Consider the following 21,114-nt stretch of genomic DNA (forward strand, 5'->3'; position numbering starts at 1 on the left):
TAAGAAACCCTAAACTTGGCTCAGCAATCTCAAATGACTATGTGATTTCTCGCATGGCCACTTGTGATGCTGATAATCTTTGTGACTATCAGTCCGTACTCACAAGCACCCACACGAATTGCTTGATTCGATTTGTTAAAGAGCGTTTGGTTAAGAGCCTTTCGTCTCAACCGAGGCGCGCATTCTACGCTTTCCTCATTTGCTGTCAAGCGTTTATTTTGAAGTTTTTTACAACCGGTTTCTTTCGAAACCCTTCAACCTCAACAACTTACCGCTTGCCTCGAAGCGTTCATCGCTGCGAGGAGGCGAATAATACGCGCTTTGAAATCAGAGTCAACACCTTGATCTGAAAAAACTTTCTGCCGGCGTTTGTCTCCTCGCCGGCAACTAATGAAAGCGCCGCGAATCTGTAGAGAAACACCCCCACGGAGCGTAGCGGCCATGAGCGATGCGCAAAGCGAGAAAACCCCGGGCCTGTCGGCAGACGAGGAGCAGGAAGTCAGCCTTAGCCAGCCGCCCCGCGCGGCAGTACTGCACGAGATCATTCGTTACCAGGGCGACCAGGAACTGGAACGTACACTCGCCGCACTATGGTGGTCGGCACTGGCCGCAGGCTTGTCCATGGGGCTGTCGCTCATGGCCATGGGCCTGTTCTATGCCCGCCTGCCAGAGGGGGACAGCGCCCAGGTAATCGCCAGCATCGGCTACAGCGCAGGCTTCCTTGCAGTGATTCTGGCGCGTCAGCAGTTGTTCACCGAAAACACCCTGACCGCCGTGTTGCCGGTAATGACCGCCCCCACCCTGGCCAACTTCGGGCGCCTGCTGCGCCTTTGGAGCGTTGTACTGCTTGGCAACCTCGCCGGCACCTTGCTGGTGGCCTGGGTAATGCTGGAACTGCCGATCTTCGACAGCAAGACCGACGTGGCCTTCCTGGAGGTGGGCCGCAAGGTCATGAAGAACGATATCAGCCAGATGTTCGCCAAAGGCATCGTATCGGGGTGGATGATCGCCACGATGGTCTGGATGATCCCGTCGATGGAACACGCCAAGATCTGGATCATCCTGATGATCACCTACCTGATGGCCCTGGGCGACTTCACCCATATCGTGGTCGGCTCGATCGAGGTGTCCTATCTGGTCTGGGCCGGCGATGAAACCTGGAGCAGCTTCTGGCTGGAGTTCGCGCTGCCGACACTGTCGGGCAACATCATCGGCGGCAGCTTCATCTTCGGCTTGATCAGCCATGCACAGGTGCGCAGCGACAGCGGCAAACCGCCCTCACGGCTACTGAAAGAGGACCGGCCACCCTCCCCGCGCCGCAACAACGGCAACAAATGAACTTCAGCGTGCCGCCACCACGCGCTCGTTCGCCTGGCCGCGCTGACGCACAGGCCGCGGCTGCCACCAGTTCTGCCCGGCGTGCGGAGAGTCGAGGCTGACCCGCTCCCCCATCTGCGGCGTGCTCAGGCGCACCTGTGCCTGGTTGGCCAACGCCAGGATGCGCTCGAACGGCTCCTGCCAGCCATGCATGGACAGGTCGAAGGTGCCGTTGTGAATCGGCAACAGCCAGCGCCCGCGTAGATCCAGATGGGCCTGCAGGCTCTGCTCCGGCTGCATGTGCACATCGGGCCAGGCGACGTTGTAGGCCCCGGTCTCGATCAGGGTCAGGTCGAACGGCCCGAAGCGCTCGCCAATCTGCTTGAACCCATCGAAGTAGCCGGTATCGCCACTGAAGAATACCCGCACATCCTCGTCGACGATCACCCACGACGCCCACAAGGTCCGGTTGCTGTCCAGCAGCCCACGCCCGGAAAAGTGCTGAGCCGGGGTGGCGACAAAGCGCACACCCTCGACCTCGCTTTCCTGCCACCAGTCCAGCTGCCGCACCTTTGCCGGTGCTACGCCCCAGGTCATCAGCAGGTTGCCTACGCCAAGCGGCGCCAGGAACACACTGGTGCGCGGTGCAAGTTGGCGAATCGCCTGTTCGTCAAGATGATCGAAGTGATCGTGGGACAGTACCACCGCAGCCAACGGCGGCAACTGGTCCAGCGCCAGGGGCGGCGCATGGAAGCGCAGTGGGCCGGCCCACTGCACCGGCGAGGCGCGCTCGGCGAATACCGGGTCGGTAATAAAGAAGCGCCCGCGCAGCTTGAGCAGTACCGTGGAATGGCCCAGGCGCCAAAGGCTGCGGTCGGGCGCATCGAGCACCTGCTGGCGGGTCATGGGCTGGAGGCTGACCGGTGTGGCCGGCCGGGTTTCCGGCGGTTTGCGCAGGAACAGGTACTTGAGCCCGATGCGCAGCTTCTTCAATACGCCATCCTGTGGCAACGACGCCTGATTGTGAAAGCGCCCTTCCCGCTGAGGCGCCGGCTCGCCGGCAGGGTTGGCCAAAGGGACCATCAGCAACACTCCGAGCAACAGGAAAGCCTTCATGTTACCCCACAGTGATCGGATCAACCGTGAATTGGCTTGTAAGGTCATTTTTCGTCGATGAAACACTGTTCAACAATATTCATGCGAGTTATGCGATAAACGGTGCTTCAGCAGAAGAACGATGACCAAGATGGATAAACGCAGCGGCAAAGGCCTTTCATTCGCCAAACGCATCTACCTGCCGCGGGTCATCGGCCTGGGGATCGGTCTGTTCAGCGTCATGGCCGCCATGGCGCCGCTGTCACCGCCCACCTGGGCATGGCTGCTGTTACTGTTCAACGGCCTGCTGTGGCCGCATGTGGCCTACCTGTGGGCCGCCCGTTCGGCCATGCCCTACCAGGCAGAACAGCGCAACCTGGTGCTGGACTCCCTGATGGGTGGGTTCTGGACCGCCGCCATGCATTTCAATCCATTGCCCAGCGTGACCGTGCTGTCGATGATGACCATGAACAACGTCGCCGCCGGCGGCAAGCGCATGGTCGTTCGCGGGGTGCTGGCCCAGCTGGCGGGCATGCTCGTCGCCATCCTGCTGCTGGGCCCCGGCCTGCAACTGAATGCGACGCCCCTGCAGGTCTATGCCTGCCTGCCGATGTTGACCCTCTACCCGCTGGCGCTGGGTTGGGTCTGCTACCAGTTGGCGATCACGCTGGCCGACCACAAGCGCCGGCTGAGCACCCTGAGCCTTACCGACAGCCTGACCGGTCTGCTCAACCACGGCGCCTGGAAAGACCTGCTGCTGCTGAAGTTCCAGGCTTGCCAGCAGCAACAGGGGCACGCGGTGATTGCCCTGATCGACATCGACCACTTCAAGACCATCAACGACACCTTCGGCCACGTGGTCGGCGACTGTGTGCTGCGCCAGCTCGGCGCCGAGCTGCGGCGCAATCTGCGCGAAGGCGACCAGGCCGGGCGTTACGGTGGTGACGAATTCTGCGTGATCCTGCCGGACACCAGCGAGGCCCAAGCCTGCCAGGCCATGGAGCGCCTGCGCGAGCAGGTCGCCAGCTACCGTAACCCGCAGTTGCCGCACCTGCGCATCAGCCTGAGCATCGGCCTTTCGGCATTCGAGGCCGACCTGGAGTCACCCGAACACTGGCTCGAACAGGCGGACAAAGCGCTGTACACCGCCAAGCATGCCGGACGCGACCAGGTCAATTTTGCCCACAGAGACGCTGCGGCGCTCAGGCTGGCCTATCCTGATTGAACCTCCTTCCTGACCAACTGGCGGGAGGCTGCCTGAAGGAGCCGCTCGCGCATGGCCAGGACCGCCAACCTTCCACCCGCCAGCCCCACACCCCGCTTCCAGGTGCGTCGCCTGATTGCCGGCTTCAGCGCAGTTTTCGGTCTGGCCTGCCTGATCATCCTCGGCGCCCTGTTCAATATCGCGGGTACTCTTGACCATCAGGAACGCCAGCGCAGTGCCTCGCAGGCAACCAAGGCGCTGGAGCAACGGCTGCTCGCCTCGCGCCAGTTCCTGTCCAGCTATGCCGTGTGGGATGCTGCCTTCGAACACCTGGCGGGCCAGGCCGACTGGAAATGGGCCTACGAAGAAAAGAACGTGGGCGAGTCGCTGTACAGCGCCAGCGGCTATGAAGGGGTGTTCGTGGTGGAGGACGCTCGCACCACCTACGGTTTGTTCAAAGGCCAGCCTACCCAGGCAGCGGCCAATACCTATATTGATGCAGCGCTGCAGCCAATCATCGACCAGGCTCGGGCGGCGGCCATCCCACGTGAACAGATCACCCGTTTCGTCCTGTTCAACGGTTGGCCGGCAGTGCTCAGTGCCGCGGCGGTGCGCCCGGACCGGGATGTTACCGATAGCGAGGTGCGCCAGGCGCCGGTGATGCTGTTCGTCGACCAGCTCACCGAGGAAAAGCTGGCACAGCTGAGCAGCGGTGCCGGCCTGACCGGCATGCATGTGGAAAACGATGATGTGCGGGAGCATGGCCACCTGCGCATCGACCTCGGCGATACCGGCTACCACCTGTCCTGGAGCAGCCCGCTGCCAGGACACCAGTTGCTGCGTGCGGTGTTGCCGCCGCTGGCGGGTGCCTTGCTGATACTCGGCCTGGTCATGCTGTACCTGTTCCGCCATGCCTTGCGCAGTTCGCGGGCGATCGACCTCACGCTCGCCGATCTGCAGCAGAGCAACCAGGCCCTGGAGGCCAGCGAGCAGCGTTTTCGCGCGGTGGCCGAGTCGGCCTCCGACTGGATCTGGGAAACCGATCGGCAACAACGCCTGACCTACCTTTCGCAACGCTTCGTCAATGTCACCGGCTACCCGGTGGACGACTGGCTCGGCCACCCGCTCAATCAGTTGCTGGCCTGCGATACCACGCCGCTCTCGCCGTGGCTGGATGCCCTGGCCGCGGCCGACCCGCAACAACTGGCCAACCTGCGCTGCACCTACCGCGACCAGAATGGCCAGAACCGCTACTGCCGGATATCGGCCCGCGCCATCTGGTACGACGGCAAGCCCGTCGGTTTTCGCGGCACCGCCAGCGACATCACCGACGAAGTCGACGCTCATGCGCGCATCCAGCACCTGTCGCTGCACGACCCGCTGACCGGGCTGGCCAACCGCAACAAGCTCGCCCGGCACCTCGAGCAGGCCTTGTTGCGCGGCAGTGATTCGCCGCCACTGACCTTGCTGCTGCTGGACCTGGACAACTTCAAGCCGATCAACGACTCCCTCGGCCATGCCGCCGGTGACGCCGTGCTGCAGGAGGTAGCAACACGCCTGCGCGACAGCACCCGCGATGGCGACCTGGTCGCGCGCCTGGGCGGCGACGAGTTCCTCCTGGTGCTCGGCGGCATGGACAACCGCAGCGAGATCGACCGCTTCTGTGCGCGCCTGATCAGCCTGCTGCAACAACCGATCATCTTCGATAACCAGCCCCTGCACGTTGGCGCCAGTATCGGTGTCGCCCAGACCCGTACCCAGGGCTTCGATGCCGGCGAGCTGATCCGCTGCGCCGATATCGCCCTGTACCAGGCCAAGGCCGACGGCAAGTGCACCTGGCGCTATTTCGCTGCCGAAATGAACCAGCAGATCCAGTACCGCCGCCAACTGGAGAACGACATGCGGCGGGCCCTGCGCAACCAGGAATTCGAGCTGCACTACCAGCCGCGCTATCGCCTCAGCGACCTGCGCATCGTCGCGGTCGAGGCTTTGCTGCGCTGGCAGCACCCGCAGGAGGGGTTGCTGGGGCCGGACACCTTCATTCCGTTGGCCGAACAGAGTGACATCATTGTTGCGCTGGGCCGCTGGGTGCTGCGCGAAGCCTGCCGCACCGCCCATGACTGGCCCGCCGATGTACTGGTTTCCGTGAACCTGTCACCGGCGCAGTTCCTGCGCAGCGATGTGGTGGCCGATGTACGCGAGATCCTGCTGGAAACCGCCTTCCCTGCCCAGCGCCTGGAGCTGGAAATTACCGAGAACGTGATGCTCAATGACATCGAAGGCGCGCTGGGCACCATGCTGTCGCTCAAGGAGCTGGGGGTGCGCCTGAACATGGACGACTTCGGCACCGGCTACTCGTCGTTGGGCTACCTGCGCACCTACCCGTTCGACAGCATCAAGATCGACAAACGCTTCATCGGCGGGCTGAACAACACCGCCGGCAGCGACCGCGCCGTGGTCCAGGCCATCATCAACCTGGGCGAAGCGATGGGGCTGACGGTGACGGCCGAAGGGGTGGAAAGCGAGCAGCAGCTCAGGGCATTGCAGAAGGACCGTTGCCATGAAGTGCAGGGCTATTACCTGAGCAGGCCGCTGGACAGTGCGGGGCTCGAAGCGTTGTTGCAGCAGGCATCCCAGCGTTCGGCGCCCTACCTGTAGCGTGTGGAGGTCACTGTCTTGTCCAGGTTTGATACTTGCCCCCTGTGGGAGCGGGTTCACCCGCGAAGAATGCGACGCGGTATATGGCACCGGCTTCGCCGGTGTTCGCGGGTGAACCCGCTCCCACAGTGATGGTGCAGGTTTTCGGTATTCGAGCGAGGCAGTTACTCCGCTATTACAGAGCGGAATCCCGCTGCAAGCTGCGCTCAGCCACGATTTCCGGCAGGTCGCGCCGGCGCAGGTAGGTGCGCAGCGGTTCACCGATGTTCAAACGGTCATCCACATGCTGCTCCAGCAACAGCGCCAGCCGTTCGCGGCACAGGGCCATGCGCTGCCCTTGCTCGGGCCGCCAGACAAACTCGTTGCAGGGCGTGATGCTGGCGTCGGCCACGTCCATGCCGAACGAATCTTCGGAAAAACGCACGATGTGCACACCGCGCTTGCCATGAAAACCGACGAAGCCCTTGAGCTGGTCGGCAGCGTTGCAGATGTCCTGGGAAGTGATGGCCATGACGTAACCTCGCAATGAAATCGGAAGATACGCACGCCAGGCGGGGGTGGTTGCCTCTGCCGGGCAACTCGTGACTGGCAGCCTAACGCAGGCCGTCGCACAGGCGCCACGCTTTTCATCAATCAGCGGCCACCGTCAACCTGCGAATGCAGCACCTCGCCCAGCCACTGCATGAAGGCCTGCACCCGGCGTGGCACGTGCCGTTGCCGGGCATACAGCAGTGACACGGGCATGGCCGGGGCCTGCCAGCCTTCCAGTACCGAAACCAGCTCACCGCGCTGCAGGTGCTCGGCCACGCCCACCGCCGGCACCTGGATCAACCCCAGCCCGGCCAGGCAGGCCGCCGAGTAGGCCTCGGCATTGTTGACCGTGACCACTCCGGCCATGGCCTGGAAGTGCAGTTCACCGCCCTGCAGGTATTCGAAACCGGCACTGCGCCCCCCAAGGGTGCGCACGTAATGCACCAGGTGGTGCTCGGCCAGGTCCTGCAGCGTGCGCGGCACGCCACGGCGGGCCAGGTAGGCAGGGCTGGCACAGTTGCGCATGCTCAGTTGCCCGACCGGGCGCGCCACCACGTCCAGGTCATGCAGGGCACCAATGCGCATCACACAATCGAAGCCTTCACGCAGCAGGTCGACCTGGCGGTCGGTGCAACTGAGCTCCACCTCCAGGCGCGGGAAGCGCTGCAGAAACTGCGGCAGCGCCGGGATGATGACCCGGCGGGCCATCATGGTCGGCAGGTCGACCCGCAGGCGCCCGGCCAGCTCGGCGTCGTCGGCGCAGAACAGGCTCTCGATCTCGTCCATGCCCGACAGCAGGTCCTTGCTGCGCTCGTACAGCAAGGCGCCATCCTGGGTTGCCTGCACCCGGCGGGTGGTGCGGTTGAACAGCTGCGTACCCAGCAAACGCTCCAGCGCCCTGACCTGCTCCGACACGGTCGAACGGGGCAGCCCCAGGCTCTCGGCAGCCAGGGTGAAACTGCTGACCTCGCTCACCCGCACAAAGGTGCGCAACAACTCCAGCTTGTTCACTTGAACCTCGTCTATCCGGTTTTACCGAACAGTATTTCCATATTTGCTGGATTTAACAGCACAACACCGACCAATAACCTGTGCTCATCAGCCCACCATGAGGTTTTCACCATGACCCGCAAGATTGCCCTGATCACTGGCGCCAGCCGCGGCCTGGGCCGCAACACCGCCGAACACCTGGCCGCACGCGGCATTGATGTCATCGGCACTTACCACAGCAAGGCCGAGGAAGCCCAGGCCGTGGCCGTGCGGCTGGAGCAGGCCGGGGTCAAGGCCGCCATGTTGCAACTGGACGTCAGCGACAGCGCCAGCTTTGCCGGCTTCGCCGAACGCCTGGGGGCAACCTTGCAGCAACACTTCGGTCGCGAGCATTTCGACTTTCTGGTGAACAATGCCGGGATTGGCTTGAACGTGCCATACACCGAAACCAGCGAGGCGCAGTTCGACCAGTTGCTGAACATCCAGCTGAAAGGACCGTTCTTCCTCACCCAGCGCCTGCTGCCGCTGCTGGTCGACAATGGCCGCATCGTCAACATTTCCACTGGGCTGGCGCGCTTTGCGCTGCCGGGGTATGCCGCCTATGCCGCGATGAAGGGGGCGATGGAGGTGCTGACCCGCTACCAGGCCAAGGAACTGGGCGCGCGTGGTATTCGCGTGAACATTCTGGCACCGGGGGCGATCGAGACGGACTTTGGCGGCGGCGTGGTGCGGGATAACCGCCAGGTGAATGAATACATTGCCGGCAACACGGCGCTGGGGCGGGTGGGCTTGCCGGATGATATCGGGGCAGCGATTGCGCTGTTGCTGGAAGATGGCAATGGCTGGATCAACGGGCAACGGCTGGAGGTTTCAGGCGGGATGTTCCTCTGAGGTCAGGTTTTCTGGGGCCGCTTTGCGGCCCATCGCCGGCAAGCCAGCTCCCACCTCGACTGCATCGACCTCAAGCATTGTGCAGTACCTGTGGGAGCTGGCTTGCCGGCGATGAGGCCAGGACAGACAACACAGGACAGTTGCTCCCACCACCGCATGAGCCTGGGTTGCCAGCGATCGGGCCACAGAGTAGCCACCTGCCTCATTGCTCATGCACCTGCACACTGGCCGTCATCCCCGCACTCAGGGTCACCCCCTCCGGCACCTGGTCCAGGCGGATCCTCACCGGTATCCGCTGCGCCAGGCGCACCCAGTTGAAGGTCGGTTCAACCTCCGGCAGCAACTGGCTGTCGGGGTTGCTGTTGCGGTCGGTGATACCACGGCTGATGCTCTCTACATGCCCTTGCATCGGCTCGCCTGCGCCCATCAGCCAGACCTTCACCGCATCCCCCACACGAATGCGCGGCAGCTTGGTTTCCTCGAAGTAGGCCTGGATATAGAAGGTTGAATCGTCCACCAGGGCCATCACCGATTCCCCGGTGTTCACATAGTTGCCCTCGGCCAGGCGCAGGTTGGTGATATGCCCGCTGCGCGGTGCCCGCACTTCACTGCGCGCCAGGTTGATTCTGGCAACCTGCAACTGTGCCTCGGCCTCATGCAGCTCACCACGGGCGATGGCCGCATTGATCTGGGCGTTTTCCCGCAATTCGGCACTGATCGCCTCCGGCCCAAGGGCGGTACGCCGGGCCGCTTCACGCTCGCGCAGGCGCAGTTGCTGGGTGCGGGTCTCGGTCACCGCGCTGGCCTGGTCGAAGGCCGCCTGGAAGCGTTCGCGGTCGATGCTCATCAGCAGGTCGCCGGCCTTGACCTGCTGGTTGTCACGGGCCTTCAGCTCGCGCACCCAGCCGGACACATCAGGGGCGATCACCACCACATCGGCGCGCACACGGGCATCGCGGGTCCAGGGGGTGAGCATGTAGTACTGCCACAGCTGATAGCCGGCGAACACGGCAAGGGCCACCACACACAAGGTGACCAGGGTACGTACGGCCGCACGCATCGAAACACTCCTTTATAAAGCTCCCAGCAGTCGCACCACCAGGAACAGCACACAAACGAACAACGCCGCGTCGAACAGCGCTTCATGCCAGATCCAGCGCCCCAACGGCGTGGCCTGCACCACCAGACGCAACAACCCGGTAAGCACCAGCGCCAGCAACACATAAACAAGGAAGGGGCTGAACAGCACGCCGCCCACTTCCCACTCACGCAACCCCATGGGCTTCCTCCTGCCAGCGGCACCACTTGCCCCAGCTTTTCTGCAGTTGCAGCACCGCCCCTTCGGCCAACCGCAGCGGATCGCTTGAGGGTAGACGGCGCAAGGCGCCAATGAACTGTTCGCTGGCGGCATCCAGGCGCTGACCGCGCCCGGGCGCCGGCCCCTTGGCCAGCACGGCCTCTACCTGCTGCAGGTATTCGCGCTCGGCCCGCCCCAACGGGGCCTGGGCAACCGCCAGGCACATGCGCAGGTGCACCAGTTCGTCGCCGATATCCAGGCCGTGCAGGCCGTCGTCCCAGCGCTTGCGTTCGCTCTCGGGCAGTTCGCCGGCATGCCGCGCCAGTTGCATCAAGCGGTCGGCCATGCGCCCGCCAAACCAGCTGTCGGCCCCGCGCAGGTCGCGCCGGGTCAGGCGCACCAGGTCGTTCTGGGTCGCCGCACGCAGGCGCCGGCCCAGCCAGGCCGGGTGGCGGAACACCAACAAACGGAAGGCCATCACCGCCGCCGATACACCCACCAGCATGGCCAAGGCACTGTTGAGCATGGTGGCCACGCCGAACTGCATGGCGTTGAGCGGCGACACCAGCACGATGAAATGCAGGCAATAGGAGGTGGCCGTGGCCCCGGTCCGCGGGTGAGCCATGCCCAGCGCACCAAGAAACAGCGGCACGCCCATGCCCAGGCAGAGCATGGCGAAGCTGCTCCATTGCGGCAGCAGAATCTGCCCGACCAGAAACGCCGCAGGTATCGCCAGGAAAATCCCACGCAAGAAGCTCAGGCCGATCTGCGCGCCGTTCTCGCGGCTGGCGAACAGGCTGCAGACCACGCAGGTCAGCACCAGGCCACCTGGTGCCGAAGGCCAGGCGGTGGCCAGCCAGAAGCCACTCATTACCAGAAAGGCCAGCGCACTGCGTGAGCCGAACAGCAAAGCCAGCGACCAGTCGCGGTGCGCGGCCAGGCCTTGGGACACATCTTTGGGCGCCCTGCCCGCCTCCACATCGTCCAGCGCCTGACTGGCAGCCATGGAGTAATCCATCAGCAGCGCCATGCGCGCCAGGCAGAAGTGCTCCGCCGGGCTGATCTGTTCATCGTGGGCAGCATCCCAGATGCGCTGGCGCAGGAACAACAGGCTCGGCTGGTCGGGCTTGCCCAGCAGTGCGCGCACCTCCTCCAGCCAGGGCGCCAGGCGTTCGGCCTCGCGCTCATCAAGTTGCCGCCACTGCCGGCGCACCGAACGGGAAATGCGCAACAGCACCATCAGTTTCTGGCTCAGGCCACGAATGGCACGAGCGCGCTGGCGCCCGCGGTTGCCTTCGAACCAGGCGTGTTCGCGTTGGCTGTCGATGGCAACGATACGCCCCAGGCTTTCCAGCAGGCCTTTGCGCGCCTCGTCTTCGCCGCCCAGCATGGCACTGGCGGCCTGCAGGCCGTTCTGCCAGGCCTGGCGGGCCTGCCCGCCCAGTTGCTGCTCTACCCGCATGGGCCAGAGCAAGGCACTGCTGGCGGTGGCACAGAAGATACCCAGGCAGATCTCGGTGCAGCGCGCCACGGCCTGGTCGAACACCTGCAACGGGTGGTCGATGGCCGGCAGGGCAATGATCGCCGCGGTGTAGCCTGCCAGCACGAAGGCATAGGCCCAGGCGCTGCGCAGTTGGGTGGAGGCGGCGGTGCACAGGGCCAGCCACAGGGCCAAGGTGAGCAGGAACAGCCATGGGGTCTGGGCAAACAGGCCAATGAACAGCACCGACGCAAACGTGCCGACCAAGGTACCGGCCAACCGCGCCAGGCCCTTCTGCACCACCATGCCCGACAACGGCTGGGCGACGATGAAAGCGGTCATCAGTGCCCAGGACGGTTGCTCCAGCCCCCAGCGCATCGCCAGCCACAGCGCCAGGCCGCCACCGAGCAGGGTCTTGATGGCGAACTTGAGGGCGAGGCTGCTGGGGGCGAACAGGGCCTGGAGAGTGATGGGCACGAGACGGACCTTGCGGGGATGGTCTTGTAGAAAGATAGACAATTGGGGAAAGGATAAAGCGGAAACGATTAATTAGCTAGCTAATCATCTTTGTTGTGGACAGGCTCTCCTGCGCTGCCCTCTTCGCGGGCACGCCGCTCCCACATGGGACCGCGCACAGTCCGAATCCTGTGAAGTCATTGTGGGAGCGGGTTTACCCGCGAAGAGGCCGGTACAGGCAACACAAAAATTGCAGGCAAAAAAATGGGCGACCGAAGTCGCCCTAAATGCCTTGCGTGCTCGTGTACCCGGAAGGTCAGCGCGGCTTGCGCTTGTTCGAGTCCTTCCAGATGAAAATGCCCAGACCGGCAAAGAAGACGACCATCAACCCGACCGTTACCACTCCGGCGATAACCACGTTGTCGAAGAACATGCTGGCCTCCCCATTCGTTTGCCGTTGTCCGATGGGTGCAAGTTAACCAATGTGGGGGCGGGGAAAATTGATCGGTGTCAATGGTGCCCGGGGCCGGGCACGCGAGGCGGGGGCAGGGTTGACCTGCGTCAAGTTTCAGCGCTTCTTCGGTTTGCCCTTGGGCTTCTTTTTCTTGGCGGTGTTCAACGGCAGGGCCTGCTCGAACGCATTGCGCATCTCGTTCAGGCGCTTTTCCTTGAGGTCGTGGACGCGCTTGGCGCGTTCGGCATCGAAATCGATGAGGTTGTCTTGGCTCATGGGTGGGCTCGACGATCAACTGAGACTTGCATGATGAAGCCAGGCGCTGGCGCTGACCAGCCCCATGTCAGACTTCGATGTCCACCAGCAGCCCCTGGCGTACATGCTCGCCCATCAACGGCGCCACCGGCACGGTGTTGTCGGCGTTGACCTCGTCACCCGGCATCGCACTGTAGCGTTCGTCGTCGCCCTTCTGCCGGCGTTGCTGCTGGCGGCGCTGCTCGTCGCGCAGCAGCAGCGCCTGCTCCTGCGGGTCACGCTGGTGCTTGAGATCGATGGCACTTTCACCGGATGCAGGCTGCGTCGGCACCACCGGCTTGATGTCGGGGGTCGGCTTGACCGGGTCCTGTTGCGAGGTCACCGGCGCGGCACTGAGCGGAATGATCGGTGGCAGCATGGACGTTCTCCTATGCCCCCTGTATCGGCAGGCGCGGGATTATCTTGATGGCAGGCACAACACTTATTCGGCTTCGTCGTCAGGGTCGTCGTCGCTTGGCGGGCTGGCCTCGCTCCAGGGCCGCTTGTACACCTGCTGCCAGACCGCGTCCATGTGCTCGCGCAGCACCTGCGGCGCGGCCTTGAGCGAAGCGCTGTCCTCACGCTCACCGCCGATCGGCTCTTCACCCGCCGGGGTGATCAGCGACTGGCCGGTGATGCTGTAGCTGGCCTGCCCTTCGCGCATCTCGATGGCGATGTCGTGCGGGTCGATGCCACCGCCGCAGAAGGCGTGGCTGGCGACCGTCACCTCGGCGACGCCGTCCTTGTTCAGGTCGCCGACATCGCTTACGTCGTTATAGAAGTCCACGTCCAGGTCCAGGCCCGGGCAGGTGGTTTCCTGTTCGATCTGCCAGCGCGCCTTGAACGCGTCGTTTTCGGCGGTGCGCCCGTAAAGCGTGGCCTTGAGTACCACCTTGTCCACTTCCTGCTCGCTTTCCGGGTCGCTGGCCTGGCCATCGCTGCGGCTCAATACCAGCAGGCCTTCACCGTCGCGGTCACGAAAGTGCACGCTCTTGATCGGTGTCTGCACACCCAGTACCTCGAGCTGCTCGATCGGGATGGCGGGCAAGGTCTCGAAGTTTTTCTGCTCGCAGGCGGCCAGCAGCAACAGGCTGCCCACGGCAATCGAAGTGCTGATCCAGCGGTGCTTGGCAGACATGTTGATCCGGGGCCCTCGTCGGCAGCACGGTGGGGGGCGATGAAGCGGCTAGACTGTTGCTACCTATCGCACTTCGGCACCTTTCGATGCGCTCGGCACTTTGGTCTGACCGGCCGATCCGTTAACATAACCGGCTTTTTCATCGCGGGAGTTCAGGCAGTATGGCGCAGCAGTATCAACCGGGGCAACGCTGGATCAGCGACAGCGAAGCCGAGCTCGGCCTGGGTACCATCCTGGCGCAGGATGGCCGCCTGTTGACCGTGCTCTACCCGGCCACTGGCGACACCCGCCAGTATTCCCTGCGCAATGCGCCGCTGACCCGCGTGCGCTTCTCGCCAGGTGACCAGATCACCCACTTCGAAGGCTGGAAGCTGACCGTGCGCGAGGTCGAGGACATCGACGGGCTGATGGTCTACCACGGCCTGGACGGGCAGAACCAGCCGCGCACCCTGCCGGAAACCCAGTTGTCGAACTTCATCCAGTTCCGCCTGGCCAGCGACCGCCTGTTCGCCGGGCAGATCGACCCGCTGTCGTGGTTCAGCCTGCGCTACAACACCCTGCAGCACACCAGCAAGCAGATGCAGTCGGCGCTGTGGGGCCTGGGCGGCTGCCGTGCCCAACCCATCGCCCACCAGTTGCACATCGCCCGCGAAGTCGCCGACCGCAGCGCGCCGCGCGTCTTGCTGGCCGACGAAGTGGGCCTGGGCAAAACCATCGAAGCCGGCCTGGTGATCCACCGCCAGCTGCTGTCGGGCCGCGCCAGCCGCGTTCTGATCCTGGTACCGGAAAACCTCCAGCACCAGTGGCTGGTGGAAATGCGCCGCCGCTTCAACCTGCAGGTGGCCCTGTTCGACGCCGAGCGTTTCATCGAAAGCGACGCCAGCAACCCGTTCGAGGATGCCCAGCTGGCGCTGGTGGCCCTGGAGTGGCTGGTCGACGACGAAAAGGCCCAGGACGCGCTGTTCGCCGCCGGCTGGGACCTGATGGTGGTGGACGAAGCCCACCACCTGGTCTGGCACGAAGACCAGGTCAGCGCCGAATATGGCCTGGTCGAACAGCTGGCCCAGGTGATCCCGGGCGTGCTGCTGCTCACGGCCACCCCCGAGCAGCTCGGCCAGGACAGCCACTTCGCCCGCCTGCGCCTGCTCGACCCCAACCGTTTCCACGACCTGGCCGCCTTCCGCGCCGAGAGCGAGCACTATCGCCCGGTGGCTGAAGCCGTACAGGAACTGCTCGACGAAGGCCGCCTGTCGCCCAAGGCCCACGCCACCATCCAGGGCTTCCTGGGTGCCGAAGGCGAAGCCCTGCTGGCCGCGGTCAGCGACGGCGATACCCAGGCCAGCGCGCGCCTGATCCGTGAGCTGCTCGACCGCCACGGCACCGGCCGCGTGCTGTTCCGTAACACCCGCGCGGCGATCCAGGGCTTCCCTGAGCGCCAGCTGCACCCTTACCCACTGGCCACACCCGAGCAGTACCGTGACCTGCCAGCCGGCGAACATGCCGAGCTATACCCGGAAGTCGCCTTCCAGGCCCAGGGCGAGGTGGCCGACGACGAGCGCTGGTGGCGTTTCGACCCGCGTGTCGACTGGCTGATCGACACCCTGAAGATGCTCAAGCGCACCAAGGTGCTGGTGATCTGCGCCCATGCCGAAACCGCGATGGACCTGGAAGACGCCCTGCGCGTGCGCTCCGGCATCCCGGCCTCGGTGTTCCATGAAGGCATGAGCATCCTCGAACGCGACCGCGCCGCCGCCTACTTCGCCGACGAAGAGTTCGGCGCGCAGGTGCTGATCTGCTCCGAGATCGGCAGCGAAGGCCGCAACTTCCAGTTTGCCCACCACCTGGTGATGTTCGACCTGCCGGCGCACCCCGACCTGCTAGAACAGCGCATCGGCCGCCTCGACCGTATCGGCCAGAAGCACACAATCCAGCTGCATATCCCGTACCTGCAGGACAGCCCGCAAGAGCGCCTGTTCCAGTGGTACCACGAAGGCCTCAACGCCTTCCTCAACACCTGCCCTACCGGCAACGCCCTGCAGCACCAGTTCGGCCCGCGCCTGCTGCCGCTGCTCGAAGGTGGCGAAAGCAAGGCCTGGGAAGCCCTGGTGGCCGATGCCCGCAGCGAGCGCGAACGCCTGGAAGCCGAACTGCATACCGGCCGTGACCGCCTGCTGGAGCTCAACTCCGGCGGTGCCGGCGAAGGCCAGGCGCTGGTCGAGGACATTCTCGAACAGGACGATCAGTTCGCCCTGCCGATCTACATGGAAACCCTGTTCGACGCCTTCGGCATCGACAGCGAAGACCATTCCGAGAACGCCCTGATCCTCAAGCCGAGCGAGAAGATGCTCGACGCCAGCTTCCCGCTGGGCGACGACGAAGGCGTGACCATCACCTACGACCGTGGCCAGGCGCTGTCGCGCGAGGACATGCAGTTCCTCACCTGGGAGCACCCGATGGTGCAAGGCGGCATGGACCTGGTGCTGTCCGGCTCGATGGGCAACACCGCTGTGGCGCTGATCAAGAACAAGGCGCTCAAACCCGGCACCGTGCTGCTTGAACTGCTGTTCGTCAGCGAGGTGGTGGCACCGCGCAGCCTGCAACTGGGCCGTTACCTGCCACCGGCGGCATTGCGCTGCCTGCTCGACGCCAACGGCAACGACCTGGCGTCCCGCGTGGCCTTCGAAACCCTCAACGACCAGCTGGAAAGCGTGCCGCGCGCCAGCGCCAACAAGTTCGTCCAGGCCCAGCGCGATGTGCTTGCCCAGCGCATCAGCAGTGGCGAGGCCAAGGTCATGCCGGCCCACGTCGAGCGCGTGGCCGAGGCCCAGCGTCGCCTCACAGCTGAAGCCGACGAAGAACTCGCTCGTCTGGTCGCGCTGCAAGCGGTCAACCCGAGCGTGCGCGACAGCGAGATCGAAGCGCTGCGCAAGCAGCGCGAAGAGGGCCTGGCGATGCTGGAAAAGGCCGCCCTGCGCCTGGAAGCCATTCGCGTGCTGGTGGCTGGCTAATACAGGTCAGACACCGCCGCCTTTGTGGGAGCGGCCTTGTGTCGCGAAAGGGCCGCAACGCGGCCCCAGGATTGACGCGCAATAGTTGAAACTGCCGGGGCTGCTTTGCAGCCCTTTCGCGACACAAGGCCGCTCCCACAGGGGGGCCAATTTTTAGAACCCATGTACATATTCCAGGCTGCGATCAAGTTCATAACCAAATCGTAGAAATCAATGTGCCATTAGTCAGGAAGGGTTAAACACCTCTTCCTATACTGCCTCTGGACAGTCTGCACAGGGTTGTAGCGCAGACGAGTGAAAACTCGATCATGAGGCATTCCATGGAATGGCTGGGGCTGCAACTGTTCGCCGACCTGCCGGCAACCGGGCGCATCGTCATTGATTGCCGGCATGAACCGTTCCTGGTTCTGCTCGCCTACTTCGTCGCCTGTGCGGCCTGCTTCGCCACTCTGGACATGGCCGAGCGCCAATCCCACAGCGAAGATCCCACCGCCCACCGACAATGGAACATGCTCGGCGCCTGCTGCCTTGCTGGTGGCATCTGGGCCATGCACTTCATCAGCATGCTGGCCTTCCAGGCGCCAGTTGAAGTGCACTACGACGCGTCCCTGACCATCCTTTCGCTGCTCATCGCCCTGGCCGTCGCCTGGCTGGCCATGCACAGCCTCGACCGCAGCCAGATGCAAACACACCATTACCTGCAAAGTGCGGTACTGATCGGCCTGGGTATCATCGTGATGCACTTCGTAGGCATGGCCGCCCTGGAAACCGGCGCCCGCCAGTACTACCAGTCCGGCCTGCTGCTGGCCTCGGCCACCATTGCCCTGCTCACCAGCCTGACCGCGCTGTACCTGGCCCGCTACTTCCGGCATGGCAGCGGTACCCTGCACCAGGCCATGAAGTACGGCGCCAGCCTGCTGATGGCCGGCGGTATCGTCGCCACCCACTTCACCGCGATGTCGGCCATGACCCTGGTCATCCCGGCCGACACCGCCCTGCGCCTGCCCTCTGGTGACAACAGCCTGCAACTGGCGCTGGGCATCGGCTTCATCACCCTGCTGATCAGTGCTGCCAGCATCAGTACCGCGCTGGCCGACAAGAAGCTGCAAAGCAAGGAGCACGACCTGCGCCGGGTCAGCGTGCTGCTCAGCCAGCTCGACCAGGCCCGCGCGTCGCTGCAGCAGGCCGCGCACTACGATGCCCTGACCAGCCTGGTCAACCGCCGCGGTTTCAACCAGGTGTTCGCCGAACGCCTGGCCGAACACCAGGCCACGGAAAGCCACCTGGCAGTGATGTTCCTCGACATCGACCATTTCAAGCGCATCAACGACAGCCTCGGTCACGACGCCGGCGACGAACTGCTCAAGGTGATCGCCAGCCACATCAAGGCCGCCACCCGCAACCACGACCTGGTCGCACGCTTTGGCGGCGACGAGTTCTGCGTGGTCACCAGCCTCAACAACCGCGACGAAGCCCGCCACCTGGCCCAGCGCATCATGCAGAGGATGAAAGAGCCCATCAACCTGGGCGGCCGGCGCATGGTCATGACCACCAGCATCGGTATCAGCATCTTCCCCGACGACGGCACCACCGCCGAAGAGCTGCTCAAGCATGCAGACCTCGCCCTGTACCAGTCCAAGGGCAACGGGCGCAACAGCCTGAACTTCTTCAACGACAGCCTGAAGACTCAGGCCTCGATTGCCCTGCAACTGGAAGAGGAACTGCGGGTGGCCCTGCTCGAGGAGCATGGGCTGTGCGTGCACTACCAGCCGATCTTCGACCTGCGCAGCAGGCAAGTGGCCAAACTGGAGGCCCTGGTGCGCTGGCGACACCCGCAACACGGCCTGCTCGGGCCCGATCGTTTTGTCGCCATCGCCGAAGCCAACGGGCTGATCATCGACCTCGACCTGTGGGTGCTGCGCCACGCTTGCGCCGACCTGGCCTACCTGCAGCGCCACGGCCATGGCAACCTCAAGGTCACGGTCAATTGCTCGGCCGTCACCCTCAGCCACGATGAACTGCCCAACGAAGTGGAAAAGGCGCTGTTCCACGCCGGGCTCGCACCCCGGCAGCTGGAACTGGAAGTGACCGAGAACGCCCTGATGGGTGATATCCAGCGCACGGTCAACCTGCTCAAGCGCGTGCGCGCCCTGGGCGTGGCGCTTTCGATCGATGACTTCGGCACCGGCTACTCGTCACTGGCCTACCTCAAGCGCCTGCCGCTGGACGTGCTGAAGATCGACCGCAGCTTCCTGCAGGATGTGCCGGGCAGCCAGAAGGACCGCGAGATCGTCCAGGCGATCATCGTCATGGCGCATACCCTGCATCTGCAGGTGGTCAGCGAGGGCGTGGAAACCGCCGAACAGCTGGCGTTTCTCGAAGCCCACGGCTGCGACTACCTGCAGGGCTACCTGCTGGGCCGCCCGGAGCCGCTGGCCGAACTGCGCTCGCTGCTGGAGCGGCTGCAGCACCAGGGCGGCGTGTTCAGCCCTTGTTGCGATACAGCTCAACCAGGGTCGCCGGATCTTTTTGCAGGTAACCCTGGCTTGCGTGCAGGCGCATCAATTGTGCGGCAAGGCCACTGAGCGGCGTCGCCGAGCCTTGCTCGCGGGAAAACTTGACCGCGCCATCGAGGTCCTTGAGCAGCGTGCGCACGTGCCACTTGATCGGCTCGAAGCGGCTTTCGGCCATTTGCGGGGCGAGGATCTGCAACGGTTTGGAATCGGCAAAGCCGCCCGCCAGCGCTTCGGCGATCAGCGTCGCATCGACCCCGGACTGTTCAGCCAAGGCCACCACTTCGGCGATCACCAGGGCATTGCAGGCCACGATCATCTGGTTGCAGGCCTTGGTCACCTGGCCTGCGCCCACCGCCCCCATGTGCGTCACCCGCTGGCCGAGTACCTGCAGTACCGGGCGCGCCCGCTCCAGGTCGGCCGCCTCGCCACCGACCATGATCGCCAGAGTGCCGGCTTCGGCCCCCGGCGTGCCGCCGGAAACTGGCGCGTCCAACCAGGCCATGCCGCACAGCGCTGCCAGTTCGGCGGCCATTTCACGGGTGGCGGTTGGCTCCAGGCTGGAGAAATCGATCAGCAACTGGCCGCTGCGCCCGCCCTGGGCGATGCCTTGCTCGCCGAACACCACCTCGCGGACCACGGCCGTGTCGGCCAGGCACAGCAGTAGCATGTCGCTGTCGCGGCACAGTTCGGCAGGGCTGCTGGCCAGGCGCGCGCCGGCGGCGACCAGTGCAGCGCACTTGTCCGGGCTGCGGTTCCACACGGTCAGCGGGTAACCCGCTGCCAGCAGGCGGCGGCACATGGGCAGGCCCATCAGGCCGATGCCGGCGAATCCAAGCGAAGGTAGTGCAGTGCTCATCAATGACTCCTGACTGGTTCGAACATTACCCATGCGGGCCAGGAACCTGTAGGAGCGGCCTTGTGTCGCGATGGGCTGCACAGCAGCCCCAGATTTCCGCATCGATGCAAAAAATGCCGGGGCTGCTGTGCAGCCCATCGCGACACAAGGCCGCTCCTACAGGTTTCGCGTTGCCTGGCAGAACGGTGGGGCATTACGCATCCCGTAAACTGTTACCGCCACGCCGAATTGTTACTTCCCTCCACCCGCCTTGAGCGCCCTCAAGCACCAAAACGGGGCTGCTGCGCATTTTCGCGCACCAAAAGCGATCACGCCTCTGCCGGGGGCTTCACCTGGATCACGATGAACGGCGAAACCACTACCGCCCAGATCTCTGGATCGCGGCTTTGCAGGTCATGGGCCTGCTCGGCGGTCACCGGCCCAACAGTGCCATCACTACGCCACTTGGCGAAGATCTCGCTGCGATTCTCGGCCATCGCCTCGGCAACGGTGATCAGGTCGAGGCTCGGGTCGACCCAAATCAGGTCACCCTTGGCCCAGAAACGCTCCAGCGCTTTCCACTCGATGATTGCCGTCTCGCCAAGCAATTTGGCATAGAGGGTGCTTGTTTGATCAGTCATGGGTGGTTTCCGCAAAAATCGGCCAATAAAAAAGGTCGGCATTTTTGCAGAAAAACCCGGTTTCAAATATGTAATTTGGTCGATTGATCCCGAACTTGTGGGGCGGGGTCGCAGATGCAGGCAGTTTGATGGCGCCTTTCTGTATCTTTGTGTCGACCATGCGACAACCCAGGAAGCAGGCACTTTTCGACCGCTTTTCAAGCGCTCGAACAGCGCTCTACACTGTACCGGTACAGTTCCGGGACATGTTCCGGGGGAAGGTGGGCTTGCGCGTTGGCATGGCCACGCCGCAAATCCCGCCCGGTCTGT

General features: G+C 64.0%; 18 protein-coding genes. 6 read left to right on the forward strand and 12 right to left on the reverse strand.

Features of this window, described 5'->3' with window-relative positions:
* Positions 1–441: 441 nt before the first annotated feature.
* Positions 442–1,338: a formate/nitrite transporter family protein gene (locus CAG46_RS05740; RefSeq protein ID WP_085614170.1), complete on the forward strand. Its 897-nt coding sequence runs from the start codon at positions 442–444 to the stop codon at positions 1,336–1,338.
* Positions 1,339–1,341: 3 nt separating this feature from the next.
* On the opposite strand, the gene CAG46_RS05745 is transcribed toward CAG46_RS05740, so the two are convergent.
* On the reverse strand, positions 1,342–2,433 hold the full coding sequence (locus CAG46_RS05745) for an MBL fold metallo-hydrolase (RefSeq protein WP_085590165.1): 1,092 nt from the start codon (positions 2,431–2,433) through the stop codon (positions 1,342–1,344).
* 130 nt (positions 2,434–2,563) lie between these two features.
* Between CAG46_RS05745 and CAG46_RS05750 the strand changes: the two genes are divergently transcribed.
* Positions 2,564–3,637 (forward strand): diguanylate cyclase, encoded by a 1,074-nt coding sequence (locus CAG46_RS05750; RefSeq protein WP_085614372.1) that lies wholly within the window; start codon positions 2,564–2,566, stop codon positions 3,635–3,637.
* A gap of 51 nt (positions 3,638–3,688) precedes the next feature.
* The gene (locus tag CAG46_RS05755) at positions 3,689–6,274 is read left to right on the forward strand and encodes an EAL domain-containing protein (RefSeq protein ID WP_085614171.1); all 2,586 of its coding nucleotides are present in this window, start codon (positions 3,689–3,691) and stop codon (positions 6,272–6,274) included.
* A 175-nt stretch (positions 6,275–6,449) separates the two neighbouring features.
* Here the strand turns inward: CAG46_RS05755 and CAG46_RS05760 are convergent, their stop codons facing one another.
* Together CAG46_RS05760 and CAG46_RS05765 are read right to left on the reverse strand one after the other, a co-directional pair.
* Complete coding sequence (locus tag CAG46_RS05760; RefSeq protein ID WP_085614172.1) at positions 6,450–6,785, reverse strand: DUF2025 family protein; 336 nt, start codon at positions 6,783–6,785, stop codon at positions 6,450–6,452.
* A gap of 122 nt (positions 6,786–6,907) precedes the next feature.
* Positions 6,908–7,816: a LysR family transcriptional regulator gene (locus CAG46_RS05765; protein ID WP_085614173.1), complete on the reverse strand. Its 909-nt coding sequence runs from the start codon at positions 7,814–7,816 to the stop codon at positions 6,908–6,910.
* Between the two features lie 111 nt (positions 7,817–7,927).
* Here CAG46_RS05765 and CAG46_RS05770 point away from each other — a divergent pair, with 111 nt between their 5' ends.
* Positions 7,928–8,686, forward strand: coding sequence for an SDR family NAD(P)-dependent oxidoreductase (locus tag CAG46_RS05770; RefSeq protein WP_085614174.1), 759 nt, complete (start codon positions 7,928–7,930; stop codon positions 8,684–8,686).
* Between the two features lie 202 nt (positions 8,687–8,888).
* Here CAG46_RS05770 and CAG46_RS05775 read toward each other — a convergent pair whose 3' ends face one another.
* The 7 genes from CAG46_RS05775 to CAG46_RS05795 form a co-directional block, all read right to left on the reverse strand.
* On the reverse strand, positions 8,889–9,746 hold the full coding sequence (locus tag CAG46_RS05775) for an HlyD family secretion protein (RefSeq protein WP_085614175.1): 858 nt from the start codon (positions 9,744–9,746) through the stop codon (positions 8,889–8,891).
* Positions 9,747–9,758: 12 nt separating this feature from the next.
* Positions 9,759–9,965: a DUF1656 domain-containing protein gene (locus CAG46_RS05780; RefSeq protein ID WP_025340345.1), complete on the reverse strand. Its 207-nt coding sequence runs from the start codon at positions 9,963–9,965 to the stop codon at positions 9,759–9,761.
* Complete coding sequence (locus tag CAG46_RS05785) at positions 9,952–11,940, reverse strand: FUSC family protein (protein ID WP_085614176.1); 1,989 nt, start codon at positions 11,938–11,940, stop codon at positions 9,952–9,954. The genes CAG46_RS05780 and CAG46_RS05785 overlap by 14 nt, the downstream gene beginning before the upstream one ends.
* A gap of 295 nt (positions 11,941–12,235) precedes the next feature.
* Positions 12,236–12,352: a cytochrome c oxidase subunit CcoM gene (ccoM, locus tag CAG46_RS29235; RefSeq protein ID WP_025340347.1), complete on the reverse strand. Its 117-nt coding sequence runs from the start codon at positions 12,350–12,352 to the stop codon at positions 12,236–12,238.
* Between the two features lie 135 nt (positions 12,353–12,487).
* Entirely contained in the window at positions 12,488–12,649 is a 162-nt protein-coding gene (locus CAG46_RS28870) for a hypothetical protein (RefSeq protein ID WP_075046112.1), read from the reverse strand.
* A 67-nt stretch (positions 12,650–12,716) separates the two neighbouring features.
* A complete protein-coding gene (locus tag CAG46_RS05790) occupies positions 12,717–13,046 on the reverse strand; it encodes an aspartate-semialdehyde dehydrogenase (RefSeq protein ID WP_085590175.1) in 330 nt (109 codons plus the stop codon).
* A gap of 63 nt (positions 13,047–13,109) precedes the next feature.
* On the reverse strand, positions 13,110–13,805 hold the full coding sequence (locus tag CAG46_RS05795; protein WP_085614177.1) for a M949_RS01915 family surface polysaccharide biosynthesis protein: 696 nt from the start codon (positions 13,803–13,805) through the stop codon (positions 13,110–13,112).
* A gap of 161 nt (positions 13,806–13,966) precedes the next feature.
* Here CAG46_RS05795 and rapA point away from each other — a divergent pair, with 161 nt between their 5' ends.
* Both rapA and CAG46_RS05805 read left to right on the forward strand, forming a co-directional pair.
* Positions 13,967–16,813: an RNA polymerase-associated protein RapA gene (rapA, locus tag CAG46_RS05800; RefSeq protein WP_075046115.1), complete on the forward strand. Its 2,847-nt coding sequence runs from the start codon at positions 13,967–13,969 to the stop codon at positions 16,811–16,813.
* A gap of 320 nt (positions 16,814–17,133) precedes the next feature.
* Entirely contained in the window at positions 17,134–19,398 is a 2,265-nt protein-coding gene (locus CAG46_RS05805; protein WP_085614179.1) for a bifunctional diguanylate cyclase/phosphodiesterase, read from the forward strand.
* Here the strand turns inward: CAG46_RS05805 and CAG46_RS05810 are convergent.
* Both CAG46_RS05810 and CAG46_RS05815 read right to left on the reverse strand, forming a co-directional pair.
* On the reverse strand, positions 19,298–20,185 hold the full coding sequence (locus tag CAG46_RS05810; protein WP_085614180.1) for an NAD(P)-dependent oxidoreductase: 888 nt from the start codon (positions 20,183–20,185) through the stop codon (positions 19,298–19,300). The genes CAG46_RS05805 and CAG46_RS05810 overlap by 101 nt on opposite strands.
* Before the next feature lie 308 nt (positions 20,186–20,493).
* Entirely contained in the window at positions 20,494–20,805 is a 312-nt protein-coding gene (locus CAG46_RS05815; RefSeq protein ID WP_085590181.1) for a DUF2288 domain-containing protein, read from the reverse strand.
* Positions 20,806–21,114 lie beyond the last annotated feature (309 nt).

The organism is Pseudomonas sp. B23(2017), assembly GCF_002113725.1.
GTDB lineage: Bacteria > Pseudomonadota > Gammaproteobacteria > Pseudomonadales > Pseudomonadaceae > Aquipseudomonas > Aquipseudomonas putida_Z.